At 66.6% G+C, this 22,573-nt stretch carries 22 protein-coding genes; 4 read left to right on the top strand and 18 right to left on the bottom strand.

From position 1 onward, the window contains the following. Positions 1-7 precede the first annotated feature (7 nt). Positions 8-907, top strand: a complete 900-nt coding sequence (locus ON40_RS42410; protein ID WP_040831385.1) for an SDR family oxidoreductase — start codon at positions 8-10, stop codon at positions 905-907. Positions 908-1,028: 121 nt separating this feature from the next. Here the strand turns inward: ON40_RS42410 and ON40_RS42415 are convergent, their stop codons facing one another. The 5 genes from ON40_RS42415 to ON40_RS42435 are packed head-to-tail and all read right to left on the bottom strand — an operon-like array spanning position 1,029 to position 5,630. Next, positions 1,029-2,051, bottom strand: coding sequence for an Rv3169 family protein (locus tag ON40_RS42415; protein WP_040831387.1), 1,023 nt, complete (start codon positions 2,049-2,051; stop codon positions 1,029-1,031). Between the two features lie 43 nt (positions 2,052-2,094). Then, on the bottom strand, positions 2,095-3,141 hold the full coding sequence (locus ON40_RS42420; protein WP_040831389.1) for a phosphotransferase family protein: 1,047 nt from the start codon (positions 3,139-3,141) through the stop codon (positions 2,095-2,097). A gap of 7 nt (positions 3,142-3,148) precedes the next feature. Beyond that, the gene (locus ON40_RS42425; protein ID WP_040831390.1) at positions 3,149-3,958 is read right to left on the bottom strand and encodes an enoyl-CoA hydratase/isomerase family protein; all 810 of its coding nucleotides are present in this window, start codon (positions 3,956-3,958) and stop codon (positions 3,149-3,151) included. Between the two features lie 33 nt (positions 3,959-3,991). Then, positions 3,992-4,801 (bottom strand): enoyl-CoA hydratase/isomerase family protein, encoded by an 810-nt coding sequence (locus tag ON40_RS42430; protein ID WP_040831392.1) that lies wholly within the window; start codon positions 4,799-4,801, stop codon positions 3,992-3,994. Positions 4,802-4,847: 46 nt separating this feature from the next. Next, entirely contained in the window at positions 4,848-5,630 is a 783-nt protein-coding gene (locus ON40_RS42435) for an enoyl-CoA hydratase/isomerase family protein (protein WP_040831394.1), read from the bottom strand. Positions 5,631-5,888: 258 nt separating this feature from the next. On the opposite strand from ON40_RS42435, the gene ON40_RS42440 reads away from it, so the two are divergent. After that, positions 5,889-6,605 (top strand): FadR/GntR family transcriptional regulator, encoded by a 717-nt coding sequence (locus ON40_RS42440; RefSeq protein WP_040831495.1) that lies wholly within the window; start codon positions 5,889-5,891, stop codon positions 6,603-6,605. A gap of 10 nt (positions 6,606-6,615) precedes the next feature. On the opposite strand, the gene ON40_RS42445 is transcribed toward ON40_RS42440, so the two are convergent. From ON40_RS42445 to ON40_RS42490, 10 genes are all read right to left on the bottom strand, one after another. After that, positions 6,616-7,665 (bottom strand): LLM class flavin-dependent oxidoreductase, encoded by a 1,050-nt coding sequence (locus ON40_RS42445; protein ID WP_040831396.1) that lies wholly within the window; start codon positions 7,663-7,665, stop codon positions 6,616-6,618. A 20-nt stretch (positions 7,666-7,685) separates the two neighbouring features. After that, on the bottom strand, positions 7,686-8,528 hold the full coding sequence (gene menB / locus ON40_RS42450; RefSeq protein ID WP_040831398.1) for a 1,4-dihydroxy-2-naphthoyl-CoA synthase: 843 nt from the start codon (positions 8,526-8,528) through the stop codon (positions 7,686-7,688). Positions 8,529-8,535: 7 nt separating this feature from the next. After that, positions 8,536-9,294 (bottom strand): SDR family NAD(P)-dependent oxidoreductase, encoded by a 759-nt coding sequence (locus tag ON40_RS42455; protein WP_040831399.1) that lies wholly within the window; start codon positions 9,292-9,294, stop codon positions 8,536-8,538. A gap of 39 nt (positions 9,295-9,333) precedes the next feature. Continuing rightward, on the bottom strand, positions 9,334-10,563 hold the full coding sequence (locus ON40_RS42460; protein ID WP_040831401.1) for an acetyl-CoA hydrolase/transferase family protein: 1,230 nt from the start codon (positions 10,561-10,563) through the stop codon (positions 9,334-9,336). Further along, positions 10,563-11,762, bottom strand: coding sequence for a thiolase family protein (locus tag ON40_RS42465; protein ID WP_040831403.1), 1,200 nt, complete (start codon positions 11,760-11,762; stop codon positions 10,563-10,565). The genes ON40_RS42460 and ON40_RS42465 overlap by 1 nt, the downstream gene beginning before the upstream one ends. Before the next feature lies 1 nt (position 11,763). Further along, the gene (locus ON40_RS42470) at positions 11,764-12,555 is read right to left on the bottom strand and encodes an SDR family NAD(P)-dependent oxidoreductase (protein ID WP_040831405.1); all 792 of its coding nucleotides are present in this window, start codon (positions 12,553-12,555) and stop codon (positions 11,764-11,766) included. Further along, entirely contained in the window at positions 12,555-13,721 is a 1,167-nt protein-coding gene (locus ON40_RS42475; RefSeq protein ID WP_040831406.1) for an acyl-CoA dehydrogenase family protein, read from the bottom strand. Before ON40_RS42475 ends, ON40_RS42470 begins: the two co-directional genes overlap by 1 nt. A gap of 64 nt (positions 13,722-13,785) precedes the next feature. Then, positions 13,786-14,853, bottom strand: a complete 1,068-nt coding sequence (locus tag ON40_RS42480) for an acyl-CoA dehydrogenase family protein (protein WP_040831407.1) — start codon at positions 14,851-14,853, stop codon at positions 13,786-13,788. 9 nt (positions 14,854-14,862) lie between these two features. Then, positions 14,863-16,809 carry an AMP-binding protein gene (locus ON40_RS42485; RefSeq protein WP_040831408.1) on the bottom strand — a complete coding sequence of 649 codons (1,947 nt, stop codon included), beginning with the start codon at positions 16,807-16,809 and terminating at the stop codon, positions 14,863-14,865. A 13-nt stretch (positions 16,810-16,822) separates the two neighbouring features. Continuing rightward, entirely contained in the window at positions 16,823-18,010 is a 1,188-nt protein-coding gene (locus ON40_RS42490; protein ID WP_040831496.1) for an acyl-CoA dehydrogenase family protein, read from the bottom strand. 67 nt (positions 18,011-18,077) lie between these two features. Here ON40_RS42490 and ON40_RS42495 point away from each other — a divergent pair, with 67 nt between their 5' ends. Both ON40_RS42495 and ON40_RS42500 read left to right on the top strand, forming a co-directional pair. Next, the gene (locus tag ON40_RS42495; protein WP_040831497.1) at positions 18,078-18,539 is read left to right on the top strand and encodes an FAS1-like dehydratase domain-containing protein; all 462 of its coding nucleotides are present in this window, start codon (positions 18,078-18,080) and stop codon (positions 18,537-18,539) included. Further along, positions 18,539-18,955, top strand: a complete 417-nt coding sequence (locus ON40_RS42500; RefSeq protein WP_040831409.1) for a MaoC/PaaZ C-terminal domain-containing protein — start codon at positions 18,539-18,541, stop codon at positions 18,953-18,955. The genes ON40_RS42495 and ON40_RS42500 overlap by 1 nt, the downstream gene beginning before the upstream one ends. A 92-nt stretch (positions 18,956-19,047) precedes the next feature. On the opposite strand, the gene ON40_RS42505 is transcribed toward ON40_RS42500, so the two are convergent. The 3 genes from ON40_RS42505 to ON40_RS42515 are packed head-to-tail and all read right to left on the bottom strand — an operon-like array spanning position 19,048 to position 22,516. Then, positions 19,048-20,010, bottom strand: a complete 963-nt coding sequence (locus ON40_RS42505; protein WP_373282075.1) for a zinc-binding dehydrogenase — start codon at positions 20,008-20,010, stop codon at positions 19,048-19,050. A gap of 11 nt (positions 20,011-20,021) precedes the next feature. Further along, positions 20,022-20,825, bottom strand: a complete 804-nt coding sequence (locus ON40_RS42510; protein WP_040831411.1) for a PaaI family thioesterase — start codon at positions 20,823-20,825, stop codon at positions 20,022-20,024. After that, entirely contained in the window at positions 20,822-22,516 is a 1,695-nt protein-coding gene (locus ON40_RS42515; RefSeq protein WP_040831412.1) for an AMP-binding protein, read from the bottom strand. The genes ON40_RS42510 and ON40_RS42515 overlap by 4 nt, the downstream gene beginning before the upstream one ends. Positions 22,517-22,573: the final 57 nt, after the last annotated feature.

Here is a 22,573-nt window from a genome sequence, read left to right on the forward strand (position 1 = left end):
GAGGTACATGATGACCGAGACGCTATTCTCGCCGACGTTGTTGTCCGGGAAGCGAATCCTGATCACCGGTGGTGGCACCGGACTCGGCCGCGGCGTGGCGCGGCATCTGGTGGAGCACGGGGCCGAGGTTCATCTGTGGGGACGGCGTGCCGCGGTCCTTGCCGAGGCGGCGGAGGAGGCATCGGTCTCCCGGCCCGGGTCGGTGCATTACCACACCGTCGACGTCCGGGACTACGAGAACGTCGATGCGACGATGGACCGGATCTGGTCCGAGCACGGTGCGTTGACGGGTGTGCTGAACAACGCGGCCGCCAACTTCATCGCGCAGACGAAGGACTTGAGCCCCCGCGCTTTCCAGGCCATCACGAGCACGGTGATGAACGGTTCCTTCCACACCACCCACGCCGCGGGCAAGCGGTGGATCGCCGACGGCCTGCCCGGCTCGGTCCTGTCGACGCTCACCACGTGGGTGTGGACGGGATCGGCCTTCGTGGTCCCGTCCGCCATGGCCAAGGCCGCGGTGCATTCGATGACGATGTCCCTGGCCGTGGAGTGGGCCAAGTACGGCATTCGCGTGAATGCCCTTGCCCCCGGCCCGATTCCGACCGACTACGCCTGGGAGATGCTCAATCCGACCGACAAGTCCTCGGTCGGTGCCACCCAGGCGGATCAGATCCCGGCCGGGCGCACCGGGACGATCGAGGAGCTGGCCAACCTGACGATGTTCCTGTTCTCGGATGCGTGTGACTACCTGACCGGGCAGACCATCGCCATGGACGGCGGGCAGATGCTGGCCGGCCCCGGCACATTCGCGGGCCTGACGAGCCTGACCGATGCCGACTGGCAGCAGATCAAGGAAACCAGCAAGGCCGCCTCGGAGTCCAGCAAGGCGCAGCGAAGCGTGTGAGCCGATCGGTTCGCAAAACGAGAAAGGGTGCGCATCCACAAGATGCGCACCCTTTCCCGTTCCCCGCCTCGATCGGATCGGACCGTGGGTTCCCCCGACAGCATGGGGGAACCCACGGCGGTCAGAGCGACGGCCGATACCGGTACTTGCTGCTGCGGGTCGAGGCGAATTCGAAGATCCCCGAACCGCGTACGTCGCCGAGCGTGAACGTGCACAGCCGGTCGGTCAGCGCCGAATCGAGCGAGCGCGGCGACACCGAACCGTCCAACGCGTAACGATCCGATTCGATGTGATCGACCCCTGCCGAAACACCATGGTGGCCACCGTAACCGGCGCCCGCCATGTAGCCTCCGCGCGCGCGACCGTCGGCATGCACGACGTACCGCTCCCCCGCCGCGGTCTCGACCGCGACATCCCCCTCGACCAGATCGAGATCGGGGGTGAAGACCAGGGCGTGGCGGACATCGGTGATCGGATCCAGCACACCGCTCTCGTGCATCACGGCCCCCTCGAGCAGAATCCTTTCCTGCGCACGGGTTTCCACGAGCAGGAAGCCGATCGAGAAGTCCGGGAACTGGGCTTGATACCAGATGTGCAGTCCCTGGCCCCCGGACATCGTGCGCACGCCTCGGGAGCGGTCCCGCTGCCCGTACCAGTTGTCCACGTCGTATCGCCGGTCCCCGACGCGCAACGTGCCCTCGTATCGGCCGGACTGGAACAGGTGATCGAACGAGGTGCGTTCGGAGGAGGTGTTCGTCACCGCCACCTCACCGAACCACGCGGGCGTGCGCGCGTGCCAGGTCAGATCGAATTCGGCGTCGATCTCGTTGGGGCCCAAGTGAAGCCGCCACAGTTCGTTCGGCTTAACCACCTCGAACCGGAACGGACCGGCGCCGTCCCGGTTCGTGGCGCTCAGCAGTGTGGAGAAGCGCAGATTCCGCTGCTCGCTCTCACCGCTGACCACCACGAACCCGTCCGCGGTGTCCTTGGCCGGGTAGATCCCGAAGCCCATGATCACCGAGGGCGCGAGGGCATCGGCCGGATGCAGGTTGAACATCAGCCGATCGAAGAAACCGCTCGGCAGATCGGACACCTCGGGCCCGACCAGCGGATCGTGAAAGGTGCGGCCAGATGTACTTGCCATCGAAACTCCTTGTGGGTCGGGCGCGATGCGCCGAATCGCACGGCTACTGCCGGGTGACGGCCTCGGCGCTCGCCAATCCCGCGGCGTGGCGCGCGTCTTCGAGGAAGCTGCGCACCAGGGCGGGATCGGAGTAGTAGGGGTCGCCGATCCCGTCGAGTACACGGCGTCGGCTGTATTCGTACAGGACAGCCAGTTTCCACAGCGCGAGTGTCGTATACCAGGTGAGATTGCCGAGGTCTCGTCCCGTCCGATCGCGGTACCGTTGCACGAGTTCGGCTTTCGAGGGATACCCGTCCTCGAGCATCGCGGCGCCGAGTTCGGCGGTCGGATTCATCGACCGGCCCGGTTCGGGGACCGTGGCCAGCAGGTAACCGACGTCGAGCAGCGGATCACCGATCGTCGCGAGTTCCCAATCGAGCACCGCCTGAATCCGGCCCGGGTTATCCGGTGCGAGTACGACATTGCCGATCCGGAAATCGCAGTGGATGAGCGCCGCATCCGATTCCGGCGGCGTATTCGCAGCCAGCCACGCATCGACATCGGCGAAATCGGGCGGTGGATTGCCGTCCTCGTCCGCGACGAGACGGCGCATCCGTTGCAGGTGCCGGGCATTGAAACCCTCGGGGCGGCCGAGCCGTTCGAGTCCTACCGCGCGCCAATCCACCTCGTGTAGATCCGCGAGCGTATCGATCATGCTGTAGCCGACCGATCGCCGTTGATCGGGCGTGTCCAGCGGCGCGGGGGTACGCACGGTGACCACCGGGCCCGGGGCGAAGCTCATCACATAGAAGGGCACATCCAGCACCTCGCCCTCCTGGGCAACAGCCAGGACCTCCGGTACGGGAACAGCGGTGGAGTGCATCGCGGTCAGCAGTTTCGCTTCCCTGAGCATGTCGTTGGCGCCCGGGGGAATCGGCGGCGGCGGCGGACGGCGCACGACCACGCTGGTGTCGCCGCCGGTGACCAGGAAGGTCAGGTTCGAATGCCCGTCCCCGATGCCCCTGGTCGTGATCGGCCCCGACAGGATCTCGTGGCCGATCAGGAACTCCTGCAGCGCGTGACGAGTTTCAGGGGTCCAGTCCCAGCTCATCCTCGGCTCACCGACCGGTGAACTGTGGGCTGCGCTTCTCCTTGAAGGCGGCCAGAGCTTCGGGCATGTCCTCGGTTCTGGTCAGCAGGGCCTGACCGCGGTTCTCGAGTTCGAGAGCCGCCTCGTAGGAGCCGATTTCGGTGTTGCGCTGGATGGCGCGCTTGGACATCCGCACGCCGCCGGGTGAGTTCTGCGCGATCTGCCGCGCCATGGCCAGCGCCTCGTCCAGCAGTTGTTCCGAGGGCACCACGCGGTTGACCAGGCCGATCCGCTGTGCCTCGTCCGCCTCGACAATGCGTGCGGTGTAACCGATTTCTGCGGCGCGGGCCGGGCCGACCAGACGCGCGAGGTTGAACGATGTACCGAGTTCACCGATCGACAGCCCGACCTTGACGAACGCGGCGCTCATCTTGAGAGTCGGTGCGGCGAGGCGGATATCGGCGGCCAGCGCCAGCGCCATGCCGCCACCGGTGGCCGGGCCGTGAATGGCGGCGATCACCGGAAACGGCAGGTGCCGGAGCGACTGGATACCGCCGGTCGCGGTCTCCTGGAACTTGAGGAATTCCCGGACGCCCATTTCGGTGATCACATGGATCTCGTCGAGGTCGAATCCGGCGCAGAAGGCACGCTCGCCCGCCCCGGTCACGACCAGCGCGCGCAATCCGCTGTCCCGCAACGCCCGCCCCGCGGCCAGGTACTCGTGGAACATCCTGACGGTCTGCGAGTTCAACCGGTCGGGTCGGTTGATGCGCAGGACACCGAGGTCCGGCTCGACCTCCTCGAAGGTCAGCGTCTCCAGAACGGGAAAATCAATCATGTCTCGGCCTCACGTCGTGTGTGTTCAGCTGTGCTAGTTGCCCACGAAGACGGGCTTGCGCTTCTCTTTGAATGCGGTCAGCGCCTCGGCCATGTCGAGAGTCCGGGTCAGCAGCGCCTGACCTCGGTTCTCGAGCTCGATCGCGGCGGCATACGAGCCGACCTCGAGGTTGGCCTGCAACGCACGCTTCGACAACTGCACCCCACCTGGCGAATTCGCGACGATCTGGTCTGCGAGCGCGAGTGCGTCGGAGACGACATCGCCCTCGCCGACCGAGTTGACGATGCCCATTTCCGCCGCCTCGGTGGCGTCCACGATCCTTCCGGTGAAGCAGATCTCGCTGGTCTTGGCCGGCCCGATCAGGCGGGTCAGCAGCCAGGAAGTGCCCAGATCGCCCGCGGACAGGCCGATTCGCACGAAGGCTGCGTTGAACTTCGCCGCAGGACCGGCCAGGCGGATGTCGGCGGCGAGCGCCAAGGCCAGGCCGCCGCCCGCCGCCGGGCCGTTCACCGCGGCGATGACCGGCACCCGCAGTGAACGAATCGCGCTGAGCGCCCGCGCGGCGCGCTCCTGCTGATCGAGCATGCCCAGTGCGCCCAGGCTCGGCAGCGCATCGGCGTCGGCGAGGTCGTAGCCGGAGCAGAACGCCTTGCCCGCGCCGGTCACGATGACGACGCGGCAATCGTCCTCGGTCTCCAGCCCCCAGGCGAGCCGCTCGAGTTCGACGAACATGGTGTTGGTCATCGCGTTGTAGCGGTCGGGCCGGTTCAGCGTGACCACGACGACCCCAGGCCGGACCTGCTCGGCGAGCAGGGTTTCGAAACGTTCTTCCAGGGTTTTCATCCGGGCTCCTAACGAAGTGGACCAGGTGGGAACTAGCAGATCGCGACTAGCGGAACTGCGGCTTGCGCTTCTCGACGAACGCGGTGATGCCTTCGGCCGCCTCGCCGTCCTCGAACAGCGCCTGGATCTGATCGACCTCGTACCGTGCGCCCTGCGCGAGCGGCAGGTCGAACGCTGCGTCCACGGTGCGCACCACTGCCAGCTGGGCCGGCAGCGACGGGCCGAGCAGGCCGCGGGCCCACGCCAACGCGGCCTCGGTGGCGGGGCCGTCGGTCAACCGATCCACCAGGCCGATCCGGAATGCCTCCTCGGCCTCCACCTGCCGGGCGGTCAGCATGATGTCCAGAGCTCGGCCCCGGCCCACGAGCCTCGGGAGACGCTGAGTACCACCGGCACCGGGGATCAGCCCGAGTTTGACCTCCGGCAACCCGAATCTGCCACCGGGACCTGCGACGCGGAGTGTGCAGGCCATGGCGAGCTCGAGGCCGCCGCCCAGCGCCACCCCGTCGACTGCGGCGATGGAGATCCACGGCGCCGCCGCGAGTCGATCATTGACCTCGCGCATCCGGTCGCCATACGCGGTGAAGGTCTCGGCGTCGATCGTGGACAGATGCTTGATGTCGGCGCCCGCGGCGAAGAATCCGGGCAGGGCGGAGCCGATCACCATGACCTTCACACCCCCTGCCTTCTCGGCGGCATCCATCGCGAGGTGCAGGCCGTCCAGCAGCGGGATACCCAATGCGTTCGCCGGTGGCCGCTGCAGGGTCACCACCGTGATTCCCGGTTCGACCGTCTCCCAGGTGACCACGTCCTGTGCCAGCTCTGCCACGTCGTCCTCGCATTTCAGCTTGTTGTCGACACCGCTGCGGCCGACTCCTTCCCCTCGGAAACTAGCTATTCCGACAGGTCTAAGTCAACCATTATTTTGGTATGACCAAAATACCTCCGGCCCCCGAGAACTGCAAACTCGCATGGCAGGACTCTTTGCTGATAGATTAGGTACGACCAAATACACAGAAAGCAGGTAACGATGCCCGACTCGCCCTCGACGAGCACGGTTGCGCGGCACCCTGTTCAGCTGCAGCCGATGCAGGTACCCAAGGCATCGGATGTCCTCGCCAACGACCTCCGCGAGCGCATCCTGCGTGGCGAATTCCCGTCCGGTACCGCATTGCCACCCGAACGCGAACTGGTTTCTCAGACGCAGATGAGCCGAACAACGGTCCGCGAAGCGCTCCGGATCCTCGAGGTTCAGGGCCTCGTGGTCATCAAGACCGGGCGATCCGGTGGTGCGTTCGTCCAGCAGCCCGGCGGCGACGCCGTGGCCTCCTCGGTCAGTCTGCTCATCCGCGGTCAGCAGTTGCGGCTGACCGCACTGCTGGAGACCCGCGAAGCGATCGAGCCCGCCTGTGCCGCCCTGGCCGCGAAGTACCGCACCGACGACGACCTCGCTGCCCTGGATGCGGCCAACACTCTGCTGGGCGATCTGGAAATCCCGCTCGAACAGTTTCTGCAGGCCAACGTGGACTGGCATCTCGCAGTGGCGACCGCGAGCCACAACGAGCTGCTCACCGGCTTCATGACCGCACTGTCGAATGCCATCTACAGCTCGACGGAGAACACCGCCTTCGTCGACGACGAGGTGCGCAAGACCACCTACAAGGCGCACAAGACGATCACCGACGCCATCCGCGCGGGCGACCCTGCGGTCGCCACGCGACGGATGACCAAGCACGTCCACGGTTACGCCGAAGCCGTGGTCCAGGTCGAGCAGCGTACCGAGATCGAGCTGCGCGAAGGCTGAACGCCTGGCTTCACACGGCTACCGGGTTCGCGAAGTGGACCCGCAAGCCGGCCAGGATCTCGGCGTTGATCGCCCGGGTCTCCTGATCGCTCAGCCCCCACGGGGGCGCGATCAGGTCGAGGTGATCGAAGCCGTCCGGGATCCGGGCCAGAGCCTCCGGAAACTCGGCAGGCCGGCAGGCGATCGCGATCGTGTCGATCATGTCGTCCGTGACCGCATCGATGAGCGCCTCGGCGTCACGGTCGCGAGCTGCCTGGCGAATCTTCTTCTGCTCGGCGCTCCAGCCGTGGAGCTCGAACAAATGATCGTAGACACGAGACGCGGCGTACTGACCGATCGCATATGCCGCCTGACGGCGTGCGAGATCCACATCCTCGTTGATCGCGCACATCCGAATGCCCATGATGGCGACCTCGGCCGGATCGCGGCCGGAAACCGCTGCGCCCGTGGCAATTTCGTCCGCTACGGGCCCGCGAACGTAGTCGGCGGTGAACATCGGATGACCCACCAGCCCATCGGCCCGTTCACCCGCTGTGCGGAGCATCAGCTTGTTCACCCCGGCGATCCAGATCGGAATCTCGGGCCTGATCGGTTGCGGCACATCCGATGTGGGCGAGATGTGCACATGGTAGAAGCGGCCGTCGTGATGCACCGGCCCCTCGTGCAGCCGCCACAGCGCCTTGAGCACGGTGAGCAGTTCGGCCATCCGGGCCGCCGGCGCCTCGCCCGAGACACCGTGCCAGGCTTCCATCATCTTCGGCGTCCCGTTGCCGAGACCGAGAATGATTCGGCCGTTCGACAACTCGTCGAGATCACGGGCCTCCGCCGCCCACATCAGGGGGCTGCGGCCCACGCCGTAGGCGATATTCGTGCCGATGCCGATCGTGCTCGTGCCCGCGGCGAGCGCTGCCATCGGCACGGTGGCCGAGCGGCTGTACAGCTCGCTCGTCCACACCGCCGCGCAGCCGATCTCCTCGGCCTCCCGGGCCAACTCGGTCATCGCCTCGAACCGCTCGGGGCCGCGACCGACCCCGAATGCGTTGACCCCGAACGTCGTCATCGCCGGATCCTTCCGTTGTTTCAGGCTCGACGGGGAAACCGGTCGAACTCCGGACGCCGCTTGGCCTTGAATGCCTCGCGGCCTTCTTTCGCTTCTTCGGTGGCGTAGAACAGAAGATTCGTGTCGTGTGCGAGTTGCTGAATCCCTGCCAGGCCGTCCTCGGCCGCGTGGAAGCTCGCCTTCATCAGGCGCAAGGCCATGGGTGAGAGTTCCATCATCCGCCGACACCACGCGAGCGTCTCGGACTCCAGATCCGCCAGCGGGACAACGGTATTCACCAGTCCCATGTCCAACGCCTCGGCGGCGTCGTACTGGCGGCACAGGAACCAGATCTCCTTGGCCTTGCGTACTCCGACCATGTCGGCCAGCAACCCGGCGCCGAAGCCGCCGTCGAACGAACCGACCCTCGGCCCGACCTGTCCGAGCCGGGCGTTGTCCGCCGCGATCGTCAGATCGCAGACGATCTGCAGCACATGCCCGCCGCCGATGGCGTACCCGGCGACCATCGCCACGACCGGCTTGGGCAGTCGGCGAATCTGCACCTGTAGATCGGTGACATGGAACCGGCCGACCGCATCGGGCCGGTCGGGATCGGTGAGGTAGCCGGTGTCGCCGCGCACGCGCTGGTCGCCGCCGGAACAGAAGGCGCGATCACCCTCACCGGTCAGCACGATGACCCCGATCGAGGGATCTTCCCGGGCGTGGGTGAGGGCGTCGGAGATCTCGACCAGCGTCTGCGGCCGGAAGGCGTTGTGCACCTCCGGCCGGCAGATGGTGATCTTGGCGATTCCGTCGGAGGTACGCGAGTAGTCGACGTCGTCGTACCGGCGAACGGTCGACCATTCCTTGTTGTTGTCGGTCACCGCGCGCCTAGGCCATCGTCAATCCGCCGCTGACCGACAGCGTCTGGCCGGTGATGTAGCTGGTCTCGTCGGAGGCGAAGAACGCCACGGCCGCAGCGATATCCGACGGCTGAGCCAGCCGCTTCATCGGCACCGCGCGGGTCATGCCGCCCAGCACCTTGTCCGCATCCTGTCCGGAGTTGTTCGCGAACTTGCGCAGCGCGGGGGTGTCGGTGGGACCGGGGCACACCGAGTTGACGGTCACGCCCTTGGTCGCGACCTCGCGGGCGAGGGTCTTGGTGAAGGCGATGATGCCGCCCTTGGCGCCGGAGTACACCGCTTCCAGCGACGACCCGACACGACCGGCATCGGAACCGATATTGATGACCCGGCCGAAACCGCGCTCGATCATGCCCGGCACGACGGTGTGGTTCACCCGCAGGGCGCCCTTGAAGTTGATGTCCAGGATCTTGTCCCAGAACGCCTCGTCGGTGTCGAGGAATTTCATGAAATCGTCCCAGCCGGCGTTGTTCACCGCGATCTCCACCGGGCCCAGGCTTTCGGTGATCTGCGCGACTGCCGCCTGCACCGAAGCGGTGTCGGTGACATCGATCGGCACGGCGATCGCCTGCCCGCCGGCCGCGGTGATCTCCTTGGCGGTCTGCTCGGCGACCTCGAGATTCAAGTCGGCCACGGCGACCCGGAAGCCGGCCTCGCCCAGCTTGCGCGAGATACCCGCACCGATGCCCTGGGCTCCACCGGTGACGAGCGCTACCCGATTACTCATGATTGTCGATTCCTTTCGATGACAGTTGTGGCGGTTGTGTCAGGAGGCGAGCCGTACCGCGCTCGCGAGTTCGTCCCGGAATTCCGGCGCCGCGATACCGATCAAACGGCGACGGCGTTCAGCGAGGGGCTGGCCACGCAGATGCGCGACACCGTGCTCGGTGACGACGCAGTCGACGTCGGCGCGTGCGGTGGTGACGACCCCCTCATCGAGGCCGAATTTGATCGACGAGCGTCCGCGCATGGTGGAACGCAGGGCGATGACCGACCGTTTCCCGGTGAGCGCGGCAGCGCGGGCGAAGTCGACCTGGCCGCCGACCGCACCGAGATACGTCCCTCGGCTCATCTCGGCGCCGACCTGTCCGGTCAGGTCCACCTCGATCGCGAAATTGATCGCGACGAGCGTCGAGAGCTGGGAAAGCACCTGCGGCGCATGGGTGTAACTCGTCGGACGGAACAGGATGGGCAGCTCGGCGACGCGCGTATACAGGTCCGCCGACCCCAATGCGGTTCCGGCTACCGAGAATCCGCGATCGAGTTGCTTCCATCCGCCGGTGATCACGCCCTCGTCGATCAGACGCAGGACGCCGTCGGTGATCATGCCCGTGTGCACACCGAGATTTCGGTGGCCGCTCAGCGCGTCGAAGACGGCCGTACCGATGGAGCCGATGCCGACCTGCAGCGTGTCACCGTCATCCACCAGAGCGGCGATATGGGAGGCGATGGCGCGATCGACGTCTCCGACGGGACGGCGGTCTTCCTGCTGGAGCGGTCGATCGGTCTCGAGCACGGCGGCGAAGCGGCTCAACGGAATGCGCGGAGAGCCGGGGATGACCGGCATCTGACGGTTGATCTCCGCGAACAACAGTGGCGTATGCGCGATCGCATCGGCCATGTAGTCGACGCCGATTCCCAGCGAACACATGCCGTCGCGATCGGGCGGCGACACCTGCAGTAGCCCGGCATCACACGGCAATCTGCGCTCGGCGAACATCCGCGGCAGCGCCGAGTAGTGACACGGCACGACCTCGAGGCGGTCCGTGACCCCCAGTTCCCGCAGGGCGCCCAGGCCGCCGTAGGACACCATCGTGTCGGTAGGCGACATCGAGTGCGCCAGTTGGTCGTTCCAGCTCAGACCGGTGAAGAGGCGAAGCGGCCCGGAGGAGGGCGCCTGGGCGAGCAGTTCGTCCACGAGCGGGCGTGGTTCGGCGGCGGCCTGGCCCCACCAGACCCCCATTCCGGGACGCAACTGCCCGCCGAAATCGACCATCAGCCGACCCGCTCGATCAGCGTGCCGGTACCGAGCCCGCCTCCGCAGCACATGGTCACCAGGCCCAGGTCGGAGTCGCGCCGTTCCATCTCGGACAGAATCGTCGCGATCAACCGGGCGCCGGTGGCGCCCACCGCATGTCCCAGGGCAATCGCTCCGCCGTTCACGTTGACCCGATCCATATCGGGCTTCAGCTCACGCTGCCAGGCCAGCACGACCGAGGAGAACGCCTCGTTCACCTCGAACAGGTCGATGTCCGCGACCGCCAATCCGTTGCGCTCCAACAGTTTGCGGGTCGCCGGGATCGGTCCGGTGAGCATGATGATCGGGTCGACCCCGACGGTCGTCTGGTCGGCGATCCGGGCACGGATCCGCAGCCCGTGGCGTTCGGCCGCCTCCCGGGTGCACAGCAGAACCGCGGCCGCGCTGTCGCAGATCGGGCTGGAGGTGCCCGCGGTGATCCGGCCGTTCTCGGCGCGAAAGACGGTGCGCAGCTTGGCGAGTGCGTCGAGGGAGGTACCCGGCCGCACGGTCTGATCGCCGGTGCGCACCTCGCCGTCGAGTTCCATCTTCACCATCTCGGCGGTGAATCGGCCCTCGGCGATCGCGTCGGCGGCCAGGGCATGCGAGCGCACCGCGAACTCGTCCATCTCGGTTCGCGAGATGTTCCAGCGCTCGGCGATCAGCTCGGCGCTCTCGCCCTGAGTGACGAAGTCGTAGCGCTCGCGCAGCGCCGCGGGCCACGGCTCGCCGTACAGTTCGCTGATCTTGGCCGGGGAGTTCATCGGGACATGCCCCATATGCTCCACGCCACCGGCGATCACGATGTCGTGTACACCCGAAGCCACCAGCGCCGCAGCGAAATTCACGGCAGTCTGGGCCGAACCGCAGCGCCGGTCCAGTGTGGTCGCCGGGACCTCCGCCGGGTATCCGGCCTGCAGCCAGGCGTTGCGGCCGATATTGCGGGACTGCTCGCCGAACGGCGCGGTGCACCCGATGACGAGGTCCTCCACGATCGCGGGATCGATTTCCGTGCGGGTGATCAGGTCCTGGTAGCAGGAGGCCAGCATCGCGTTCGGGTGGATGTCCCGGAACCAGCCCTTCTCGGGATGTGACTTACCGATCGGAGTCCGGACCGCCTCGGCGATGACGACCTCGCGGCCCGAAGCGGTGAACGGGCCGTTGACTTTCGCAGCCACCTCAGATCACCGTCCCGCCGTCGACCGGCAGAATCTGCCCGGTGATGTAGCCTGCGGCGCCCGAGGCCAGGAATACGAAGGTCGGGGCGATCTCGTCCGGATAAGCCCAGCGGCCCAACGGAATTCGCGCCAGCGTCTTGGCCGCGAGCTTTTCGTTGCTGCGGATGTTCTCGGTCATGGCCGTGGCGGCCAGCGGCGCCACCGCGTTCACGGTGATCGACCGCTTCGCCAGCTCGCGGGCCAGGGATTTGGTCAGCCCGATGATGGCGGCCTTGGCGGCGCCGTAGTTCGCCTGGCCGATCGTGCCGGTCAGGCCCGCTGCGGAAGTGACGTTGATGATCCGGCCGGTGCCGTCCTCGGGCAGATACTCGAGCGCGGCATGGCTGCAGTGGTAACTACCCATCAGGTGGGTGTCGAGCACCTTGCGGAAGCGCTCCTCGTCCATCTTCGGGAACATCGCCGGAGCGATCACCCCGGCGTTGTTCACCAGGATGTTGAGTGTCCCGTTGCCCAGGGCCGCGGCGGCGGCCACCGCGTCACGGGCGTTGGCGGCGTCGCAGACGTCCAGCACGAACGGCTCCGCGACGCCACCGGCCGCGGTGATTCGCTGGCTCACCGCGCTCGCCGCGTCCTTGTTGATATCGGTCACCAGCACCGCGGCACCGGCCGCGGCGAACGCCTCGGCGATCGCCGCGCCGACACCACCACCGGCGCCGGTGACCAGCGCGGTGCGGCCTTCGAGTCCGAACACCCGGATGCCCGCGGGTGCGGTGTTCGTTGTCGAATCGGTCATCAGTAGCTCCTGGGGAGGCCGAGCACGTGCGAGCCGAGGTAGTTGAGGATCATTTCCTGGCTGATCGGTGCGATGCGGGTCAAACGGGCTTCGCGGAAGTACCGGGACACGTTGTACTCCTCGGAGTAGCCCATGCCGCCGTGCGTCTGGAGCGCGCGGTCCGCGGCGTCGAAGCCGGCGTCGGCGCACAGGTACTTGGCCGTGTTCGCCTCACGCCCGCACGGCTTTCCGTTGTCGTAGAGCCAGGTCGCCTTGCGCAGCATCAGTTCCGCGGCATCGAGGCGGGCCAGCGAATCCGCAAGCGGGAACTGGATTCCCTGGTTCTTGCCGATCGGGCGGCCGAAGACCTCGCGGTCGTTGCCGTACCGGACACCGGCGCGCATCGCCGCGCGGCCGATGCCCAGCGCCTCGGCGGCCACCAGCATCCGCTCCGGATTGAGGCCGTCGAGAATGTACTTGAAGCCCTTGCCTTCTTCACCGACGCGGTCGTCGACCGGGATCTCCAGGTTGTCGATGAACAGTTCGTTGGAGGTGACGGCGTTGCGGCCCATCTTCTTGATGGGGCGGATGTCGACCTTGTCGCGATCGAGGTCGGTGAGGAACAGCGTCAGGCCGTCGGTCTTGCGCGGCGAATCCTCGAAACGCTGCGTCCGGGTCAGCAGCAGGATCTTCTCGGACTCGACCGCTTTGGAGATCCAGACCTTGCGCCCGTTGACGATGTACTTGTCGCCCTCGCGCTTGGCGAAGGTGGTGATCTTGGTGGTGTCCAGGCCGGCGCCCGGTTCGGTGACACCGAAGCACACGTGTAGATCACCATTGACGATGCGCGGCAGCGTGCGCTGTTTGAGCTCTTCGCTGCCGTGCACGATGACCGGGTGCATGCCGAAGATGGACAGGTGCATCGAGCTGGCGCCGTTCATCCCGGCGCCCGATGCCGCCACCTGCTCGAGCAGGATCGAGGCCTCGGTGATGCCGTAGCCGTGTCCGCCGTACTCCTCGGGGGTGGTGATGCCCAGCCACCCGCCCGCAGCGAACGCGTTGTAGAACTCCGTGGGGAATTCGTGACTCGCGTCTTTTTCCTGCCAGTACTGATCGTCGTACTTGGCCGCCAGCTCCGCGACCGCGTCACGGATCGTGACCTGGTCCTCTGTCAGTTCGAAATCCACGCCCGTACTCCATCCGTCAACTCGAGCAACTATATCAATGGACTGACCAAAAACGGAACAGGGGTCAGCCTACCTGCGCCGGGTAATCCAGCAATGCCGCAGCAATCTGTTCGTTCCACACCCGAGGCGGGCCGAAGAGAGTGCGGTCGAGCTTCGCGCGCTTGTAGAACAGGTGCAGATCGTGCTCCCACGTGTACCCGATCGCACCGTGCACAGTGAGCGCCGATTCCGCCAGTTCCGCGACCTTCCCGGTCACCTGGGCCTTCGCCACCGCGGCGATCGTCGGCGCATCGCCGAGCTCGGCATCGATCGCGGCCGCGGCGTACAACGCCGTCGAATAGGACGCCTCGACGGTGACCAGCATCTGCGCGGCGGCATGTTTGACCGCCTGGAACGATCCGATGAACTGCCCGAACTGCTTGCGCTGCTTGCTGTATTCGACAGCGAGCTCGAGCATCCGCTCCGCGCTGCCCAGCGCGTCGGCGGAGGTCAGCACACCGGCCAGCGCGGCCGTGGCGGACAGGGAGGTTTCCGGTGCCGCGTGCACCTCGATGATCTGCGCTTTGTCGAATTCCACCCGCCCGGCGATCCGAGAGCGATCGAGCAGATCCTCCCGTTCGACAGCGGCGTCGGACGCGGACACCCGCGCCAGCCCGGGGCCATCCGGCCCCGTCACCGGCACGAGGAACACATCGGTTTCGAGAGCTCCCAGTACATGGCGCAGCACACCGGTCAACCGGCCGTCGGTGACCGACAGCGGCGCCCAGGCCGGCAGCCGGTCCGCGGCGATCGCCGCGGTGAACCGCTGCTCACCGGCCAGCTGCTCGGCCAGTTCCGGTTCGGTCAGCAGCGGCGCGGCCAGGGCAGCGGCGAGCCATCGCGAATCGGGCACGGCCGCGCGACCGAACTCGCGAGCGGCCAGCGCAAGCTCGAGAACACCGCCGCCCTGCCCGGACACCTCCTCCGAATAGCCCACGCCCCACCAGCCATCGCGGATCAGGGCCTCGGCGAACAGATTCGCCTCGCCGGAGGTCTGCAGCTTGCGCACCGCCTCGGTCGGGAATTTGGCGGCGATCCACTCCCGCAGGGATGCGGCGAACATCTCCTGCTCGTCGGACAGCTCCCAATGCATCGCTTCTCCTCAGCTAGTACTCGGGCGGTGGACAAGATCGCGAATGGCGCCCACGGCCTCGGGATTCTCCGCGCCCGACAGATCGCCGGGGTCGCCATCGATGGCGGCGGCACGCACCGCGCGCCGCAGGATCTTGGCCGAGCGGGTCTTGGGCAGGGCCTCGACCATCCACACCTTCGACGGCGCGAACGGCTTCCCGACGCCGGTCGCGACCAGCTGACGCAGTTCCTCGGACACTCCCTCGGTGTCGGTGCCCCTGCGCGGCACCCAGAAGGCCCAGACGGTCTCGCCCTTACGGGGATCCGGAATGCCGACGGCCGCGGACTCGGCGACCGCCGGATGCGTCGCGAGAACGGCTTCCACCTCGGCGGGAGCCAGTCGCTTACCCGCCACGTTCATCACATCGTCGGACCGGCCGAGGATGTACCACTGCCCGTCCTCGTCGGCACGGGCATAGTCACCGTGACACCAGATCCCGGGGAAGGTGGACCAGTAGGACTCCAGGTAGCGCTCCGGGTCGTGCCATACGCCCCGGGTCATCGCGGGCCACGGTTGCCGGCACACGAGCTCACCGATGGTCCCGCGCAGCGACTGCCCTTCGTCGTCGACCACGTCGACGTCCATCCCCAGCGACGGGCCGCCCAGCGAACAGCTCGGGATCGGCTCCACCGGATAGGGCGCCAGGAACGACCCGCCCACCTCGGTGCCGCCGGAGAAATTGATCACCGGAACCCGGCCGCCGAAGACCTCCTCGGCGAGCCAGTCGTAGGAATCGGGATCCCAGGGCTCACCGGTGGATCCGAGAGTATGCACCGAACTCAGATCCCGTTCGGCGATCTCGGCCGCCGGTGTGGACCGCAGCGCGCGGATGAGTGTCGGTGAGACGCCGAGCATCGTAATGCTGTGCCGCGCAACCAGATCCCACAGCCGACAGGTATCCGGCACGTCGGGGGAACCCTCGTAGAGCACCAGGGTCGCGCCGTTGGCGTGAGTGCCGAAGGCAGCAAGCGGGCCCATGACCCAGCCCATATCGGTGATCCAGCAGAAGGTGTCGCCCTCGTTGATATCGAAGGAGTACGCCACCTCGGTGGCCACCTTGACGGTGAATCCGGCGTGAGTGTGCACCGCACCCTTGGGCTTGCCGGTCGTCCCGGAGGTGTAGCCGAGCATCAGCGTCTGCATCGCCAGGAAGGGCCGGAACTGATATGGCTCGGCGTCCACCAGCACGTCCCACGGCGTCACGGTGACGTCGGCATCGCCGAAATCCATTGTGCCACCGATGTTTTCCACCGTGATCACCGAGCGCACCGAGGGCGTCCGGGTCAGCGCCTTGGCCAGCTCACCGGCCATCGCGACCTTGCGGCCGCGGCGCATCGTCCCGTCCGCGACGATCACGGCCTTGACCTGCGCGTCGTTCAATCGCGAGGCGATGGCGGGAGCGGCGAATCCGGAGAACAGCGGCACGATGATCGCGCCGATTCCGGCCGCGGCGTAGCACGCGACGATCGCCTCGGAGATCATCGGCAGGTAGATGGCGACCGCATCGCCCTCACCCACGCCCAGATCGGTCAGCCCGGTCGCGACCCGGCTGACCTGTTCGGCGAGCTCACCGTAGGTGAGGGTGTACACGGAGCCGTCCTCCGCCTCGTGTACGACCGCCGCCCGATCGGGGCTGTCGGTGAGCCAGCGGGTGATGCAAGCGTCGACCGCGTTGAAGGTTCCGCCGACGAACCAGTCGGGGAATTCGACGCCATTGGACAGGTCCAGGACCGAGTCGTAGGGCGTCGCGAACGGGATGCCCAGATCAGTGATCGCCGCGTCCCAGTACCAGGACACATCCGCGGTCGACCGCCGCCGAAGCTCGCCGATCGAGTCGATCCCGTGCGCCCGCGCCAATCGCGTGACGTTCGCGTTCTCGATGTATTCGGGTGTCGGATTCCACACATAGGTGCTCATCACGCCGCCTTTCTCAGCTGCGGGGCATTCCGAGCACTCGCTCGGCAGCGATGTTGCGTTGGATGAAGGTCGAGCCGCCGGCGATGGCGGTTCCGCGGGCCTGATAGGCCAGGCGCAGCCACCGCTGCTGATCGCGGTCGGCCGAGTCGGGGTCGTCCGCGAGGCCGAACTGTCCGCCGAATTCGGCGATTTCGAGACCGAAGTCCGCGATGTCCTCGACCAGCGGGCAGAAGTAGAGCTTGCCGATGGAGGTGACCGGCCCCGGGGGCTCGCCGGACGCGGCGCCGGTGATGACCCGCTGACCGATCAGGTAGTGGGTCAGCGCGCGGCCGTACAGATCCGCGATGCGCTGGCGCACATCGGATTTGGCGCTGAGCACCTCGCCCTGATCGTCGGTCTTCTGCTTGACCTGTGCGATGAGATCGCCGACCGCGCGAGTGGTGTTCACCCGACCGGTCGCGATGCCGACCCGCTCGAAGGCCAGCGTGCCCATCGCGACTTTCCATCCGCCGTCGACCGCACCCACGACCGCCTCGTCGGGCAGGAAGACGTCGTCGAGGAACACCTCGTTGAACTCGGCTTCGCCGAGCATGTGCGCCAGCGGACGTACCGTCACACCCTGCGACGACATCGGCAGCAGGAAGTAGGTGATGCCCTTGTGGCGATCACCACCGCCGGTGCGCGCCAACAGGATCGCGTTGTCGGCGATCTGCGCGCGTGAAGTCCAGATCTTCTGACCCTGGATCTTCCAGCCGCCCTCGACCTTGGTTGCCTTGGTGCGCAGCGAGGCGAGATCCGAGCCCGACTCCGGTTCGGAGAACAGCTGGCACCAGATTTCCTCGCCTGTGAGGATCGGCTTCAGATATCGCTGTTTCTGCGCATCGTCACCGAAGGCCACGATGGTGGGGCCCGCGAAGTCCTCGCCGATGATGTTGAGTCGTTCGGGCGCGCCGGCCCGATCCATCTCTTCGTTGAAGATCGCTTTGATCTTCGCGTTCGCACCGGCGCCGCCGAATTCGGCAGGCCACGACAGGCCCGCGAAACCCACATCGAACAGCGTGCGCTGCCACACCGACCAGAACTCGCGCTTGTCCTCGAGCCGCGTCGGTTCGGGCCAAGGCAACGTCGGCAGGGTCTCGGTCAGCCAGTCACGAATGCGGGTTCGGAACCGCGCTTCGTCCGGCGAATCGCTCGGATCCATCTCCACCTCCACATGTTTACGGACCAACGTTACAATAGGTCAGACCAAAAAACCAAGGGAGGTGACCGTGACAAGCTCCACGGTTCGGGAGTTATCCGTCGGCAGCGTCCTGGACGTCGTGTCGTTCGAGGTGGAAGCCGGGAAAGTGCGGGAGTTCGCCAAGGCGACCCATAGCGTCGACCCGGCCCATACCGACAAGGAGGCCGCTGCCGCAGCGGGGTATTCGAATGTCCTCGCGACCCCGACACATGTGGTGGTGGCCGGCCATCATCGCGACCAGAAGCAGTTCACCCGAGCACTCGGACTGGCGATCGAGCGGGTGGTCGTGGGATCGGTGGAGTGGCGCTACGCCCGTCCGCTGGTCGCCGGCGACCGGTTGACCGGCACGCGGCGCATCGCGGAGGACACCACCCGCGAAGGCAAACGCGGCGGCACCATGCGACTGGTCACCCTGGAGACCCAGTGGGTCGACGAATCGGGCGAGACCGCGGTCACCCAGCGTGAAGTCCTGATCGAGAGAGGCGCATGATGACGCGACCACCGACAACGCTTAGCCTCGGCCAGCAGCTCGAGACCAAGCGGATCGGGCCGATAACCCAGACCGATATCGTCCGATTCGCCGGTGCGGGTGGGGATTTCAATCCGCTGCACCACGATCACGACTACGCCGTGCGGGCCGGACTGCCGGGCGTCATCTCGATGGGCCAGATGCAGGCGGGCATGCTCGCGGCATGGGTCGCCGACCTGGTCCACGTCGAGCATCTGCTGACCTACTCGGTCCGGTTCGCCTCGCCGCTGAGCATCGGCGAGATACTCGAACTCGGGGGAACGGTGGAGGCGATCGACTCCACCACCTCCACCGCGACGCTCGCACTGCATGCCAAATCCGGCGACCGAGTGGTGATCACCGGCGGCGCGCAGGTGCGAATCATGTTGCCCCAGTAGGGTTCCGCGACGTCAACGAACGAGTGATGCGGGAGAGGCGGCGTGCCGGCGGCACGCCGCCTCTCCCATGATGTGATGACCGGCTCGCCTCGCTAGGGAACGAGCACGATCTTGCCGAAGAGGCCACCCGATTCGAGCCGTCGATGCGCCTCGGCGGCATCGCTCAGGGGGTAGGTCGCGGCGATGGCCGGTGGTGCGACCGTCCCGGTCGCGACGAGGTCGAGCAACCCCCGGAAGTCCTGCGGCGAGCCCATCGTGGTGCCCAGCAGGCTGTACTGACCGAAGTAGAACCCGCGCACATCCATATCGGCCCGTTCGGCGACATTGGCGCCCAGGACCACGATCCGTCCACCCGGGCGCAGAGCCTGCACCGAACGTTCCCACAGCCCCACCGGATCGAGGATCACATCGAAACCGTCGCCCTCCGGAGCAAGGGCCTTCGCCTGCATCGGCCAATCGTCATCGCTGTGCAGCACTCCCCCGGCCGCGCCGTTGTCACGCGCTCGGGCCAGCTTCTCCGGCGAGGACGCGGTCACGAACGCCTGCGCGCCCAGAGCGGTCGCCAGTGCCAGCGCCATCGTGGCGATACCGCCGCCCGCCCCGATGATGAGCAGCGATTCGCCCGCACGCAGCCCCGCCCGGGTGACCAGCGCACGGTACGACGTGACACCGACCAGCGGCAACGCCGCCGACTCCGCCCACGAATAACCGAAAGGCTTGGGAGCCAGGCATTCCTCCGGCACGCAGACCCGCTGCGCATATGTTCCCGGAATGCGGTCGCCCAGAATTTCGAACTCCGGCGACGGAGCAGTCGAACGCTCACCCCAGAACAGCGACGGCAGCACGACCACCTCCTGCCCGGTGTCGGTGCGAATCCCCGCACCGTCCGCGCCGGGGGTGTGCGGCAGGGGCGACCGGTATCGCCCGCGACGCACGAGCACGTCATGCCAATTCAACGCACTCGCGCGCAGGTCGACCGTCACCCAACCGGGCCGCGGAGCCGGCTCATCGACCTCACCCGGTGAAAGTTCCTCCGGGCCACCGTAATTCGACATCACGATCGCTTTCACGAGCTCACCCGCTGCACCGTCACGGTCCCGATCGCACATGCCTTGCCCGTGGCGGCCGTGGCGACCACGCGAACCACGGCCAGAGATCGACCGGTGTGCATCACCTCGGTGCGGAACGTCGTCGTCTCGTCCGCGCTGCCCGGCCGGACGAACGCCATATCGATGCTCGTACTGCGCAGATCACCGTCCGCTCCCAGGGCAGACATCGCCGCGAACTCCGCCCCGCAGATGAGAATGCCACCATGCACGTTACCGATCCCGTTGGCCGACAACACCGTACCGGGCATTTCGACAACTCCCCGGGAGGGCTCACGGATGCCCAGCGCGTCACGTATACACACCCCGTCCGGTGGAGCGTCGAACGCCACCACAGGAGCGGTCGGCGGCCCCTCCACCGGCACCAGATGCGATCTCTGAGTGATCAACGCGATGACCGCCCCGGTGCTGTCGACGACTGTTCCTCGCGTCGTGCCGCCGCGGTCGTCGCGCGCGACCAACTCGCCGGTCACAACCAGTTGCGAACCATCGACCGGCGGGTCCGCGACCAGGTCGATTCGAATCCCGAGGCTGACCGGCCAGCTGTCCCGGGGCGAGCCGGCCGCGACGATATAGCCGGTGACGTCGTCGAGTGGCACCGCCAGGGCTCCCCGGGCGAACCCCGCCGCCGGATCCCGGAGCCAGGGGCCCGACTCGACGATGAGCTCCCCCCATTCCGCCGAGACATCGACCGGCTGCACCCGGACCAGAGCCTCGGCTCCGTTGATCAGAAAGTCCAGGGTGGCGTGCGGTGTGTGGCTCAATGCGCACCCGCCGCCGTCGGCTGGTTCAGTTCCGCGGCGATCTGCATACGCAAGATGTGTTTCTGGATCTTCCCGGTCGCCGTCATCGGCAGCTGATCGACAACGATGACGCGCTCCGGTGTCTTCTGGATGGCAACGCCCCGCTCGGTCAGGTAGGCACGCAGGTCCTCGACGGTGGGCGCATTGTGCCCGGGCTTGGCGACCACGAAGCAACACACCTTCTCGCCGAGCCGCTCGTCGGGCATACCCACCACGGCGAGCTCCACCAGGTCCGGATGATCAGCGAGCTTGTCCTCGACTTCGCGCACACTGATGTTCATACCACCGCGAATCACGATGTCCTTGGTACGGCCGGTCACTCGAACGTATCCGGTCGCGTCCATGACCCCGAGATCCCCGGAGCGAGAGAATCCGTCCGGCGTGAAGAGATCGGCGGTCTCGTCCGGGCGGTTGAGGTATTCGATCATGTGCGACGGCCCGCGGTAGGCGATATCCCCCTCGGCGCCACGCGGCACCTCGATTCCGTCCGGGCCCACGACCTTCACCTCGGCTCCCGGCAATGCCGCGCCATCCGAAGTGATAGCCCGCAGGGGGTCTCCCTGGATGCGGCAGGTGGTTGTCGTGAGGTTCTCGCTGCGTCCGTACAGCGACAGCACATTGGTGGTCGGCAGTTCGGCCTTGGCGTGCTCGACGACGGCAGCCGGGATGGGGGCCCCCGCACATGTCCACACCCGCAACGACGAGAGATCCGCTTCGGGATCGTCCTCGGCTGCCGTGATCAGGGTCTGCAGGAACGTCGTCGCGGTGACCGCGGCAGTACATCCGAACTTCTGGATGTCGGATAGCCCCTTGGCCGGGCTCCATTCGGCCATCAAATGCGATGACGCTCCCGCGATCAGCGGCATCAGCACGCTCGTGACCAGGCCCGTGGTGTGGGTGATAGGCGATGGACCGAACTGCACGTCGGACTCGGTATGCCCGAACGCGATCACCAACGCTCGCGCACCGGACGCATACGTGTTGAACGTGTGCACGCACCCCTTCGGCCGAGAAGTCGTCCCGGAGGTGTAGACGATGACGAACGGATCGTCGGGATGAACCCGGATGTCGAGCGTCGTATCGATGTCCGCGGCATCGGCGTCTTCGATGATCAAGTCTTCGAGCACCGCGATTTCCCGCTCGGCCAAGGATTCGCGCTGGTCTCCGCGAGCTCGCACCGCGACGATCCCACGAAGGGTGTCCGAGTTCCGTCGAATCTCCTCGTACAGGGACAAGTAGTCGAAGCCCTTGAACTCGGCCGGCGCGATCGCCATCCGGATCGAGGCATCCGACACCACGTGCGAGACTTCGTCTTTGCGATAGATCGGCATGACCGGAACCATCACCGCGCCGATCCGCGACAACGCCGCCGCGACCACGACGAAGGCGGCCCAGTTGGGCAGTTGGACGGCCACGCGGTCACCAGCGCTCAAACCGTACCGATGCAGTCCCAGAGCAAGCCGCTGAGACGAGTCGTACAGCTCGGCGAAGGTGAGCGTGTGGCTGCCGTCGGTCAAGAACACCTTGTCCGGGTTCCCCTCGGCGCGTGAACGCAGCAGTTCGGTGAAGTTGACGTCGGCCCACTGTCCGCTTGCGTAGAACTGCTCGATCTGCGCCGGGGTGTATCTGCCGAAGTTTCGCTCGCTGGTCATGGTGCCCGTCCTCTACCGTGTGCAACACACTTCGTCCAAAGATTAGAATGGTTAGAC

The organism is Nocardia jiangxiensis NBRC 101359 (assembly GCF_000308615.1).
Lineage (GTDB): Bacteria > Actinomycetota > Actinomycetes > Mycobacteriales > Mycobacteriaceae > Nocardia > Nocardia jiangxiensis.

Coding starts and splice junctions, on each gene's coding strand:
- ON40_RS42500 (WP_040831409.1), top strand. CDS start 18,539: ATGACGCGACCACCGACAACGCTTAGCCTCGGCCAGCAGCTCGAGACC.
- ON40_RS42470 (WP_040831405.1), bottom strand. CDS start 12,555: ATGACCGATTCGACAACGAACACCGCACCCGCGGGCATCCGGGTGTTC.
- ON40_RS42505 (WP_373282075.1), bottom strand. CDS start 20,010: ATGTCGAATTACGGTGGCCCGGAGGAACTTTCACCGGGTGAGGTCGAT.
- ON40_RS42430 (WP_040831392.1), bottom strand. CDS start 4,801: ATGAAAACCCTGGAAGAACGTTTCGAAACCCTGCTCGCCGAGCAGGTC.
- ON40_RS42480 (WP_040831407.1), bottom strand. CDS start 14,853: ATGCATTGGGAGCTGTCCGACGAGCAGGAGATGTTCGCCGCATCCCTG.
- ON40_RS42445 (WP_040831396.1), bottom strand. CDS start 7,665: ATGACGACGTTCGGGGTCAACGCATTCGGGGTCGGTCGCGGCCCCGAG.
- ON40_RS42420 (WP_040831389.1), bottom strand. CDS start 3,141: ATGAGCTGGGACTGGACCCCTGAAACTCGTCACGCGCTGCAGGAGTTC.
- ON40_RS42410 (WP_040831385.1), top strand. CDS start 8: ATGATGACCGAGACGCTATTCTCGCCGACGTTGTTGTCCGGGAAGCGA.
- ON40_RS42455 (WP_040831399.1), bottom strand. CDS start 9,294: ATGAGTAATCGGGTAGCGCTCGTCACCGGTGGAGCCCAGGGCATCGGT.
- ON40_RS42485 (WP_040831408.1), bottom strand. CDS start 16,809: ATGAGCACCTATGTGTGGAATCCGACACCCGAATACATCGAGAACGCG.
- ON40_RS42440 (WP_040831495.1), top strand. CDS start 5,889: ATGCAGGTACCCAAGGCATCGGATGTCCTCGCCAACGACCTCCGCGAG.
- ON40_RS42425 (WP_040831390.1), bottom strand. CDS start 3,958: ATGATTGATTTTCCCGTTCTGGAGACGCTGACCTTCGAGGAGGTCGAG.
- ON40_RS42415 (WP_040831387.1), bottom strand. CDS start 2,051: ATGGCAAGTACATCTGGCCGCACCTTTCACGATCCGCTGGTCGGGCCC.
- ON40_RS42515 (WP_040831412.1), bottom strand. CDS start 22,516: ATGACCAGCGAGCGAAACTTCGGCAGATACACCCCGGCGCAGATCGAG.
- ON40_RS42490 (WP_040831496.1), bottom strand. CDS start 18,010: ATGGATCCGAGCGATTCGCCGGACGAAGCGCGGTTCCGAACCCGCATT.
- ON40_RS42460 (WP_040831401.1), bottom strand. CDS start 10,563: ATGGTCGATTTCGGCGGGCAGTTGCGTCCCGGAATGGGGGTCTGGTGG.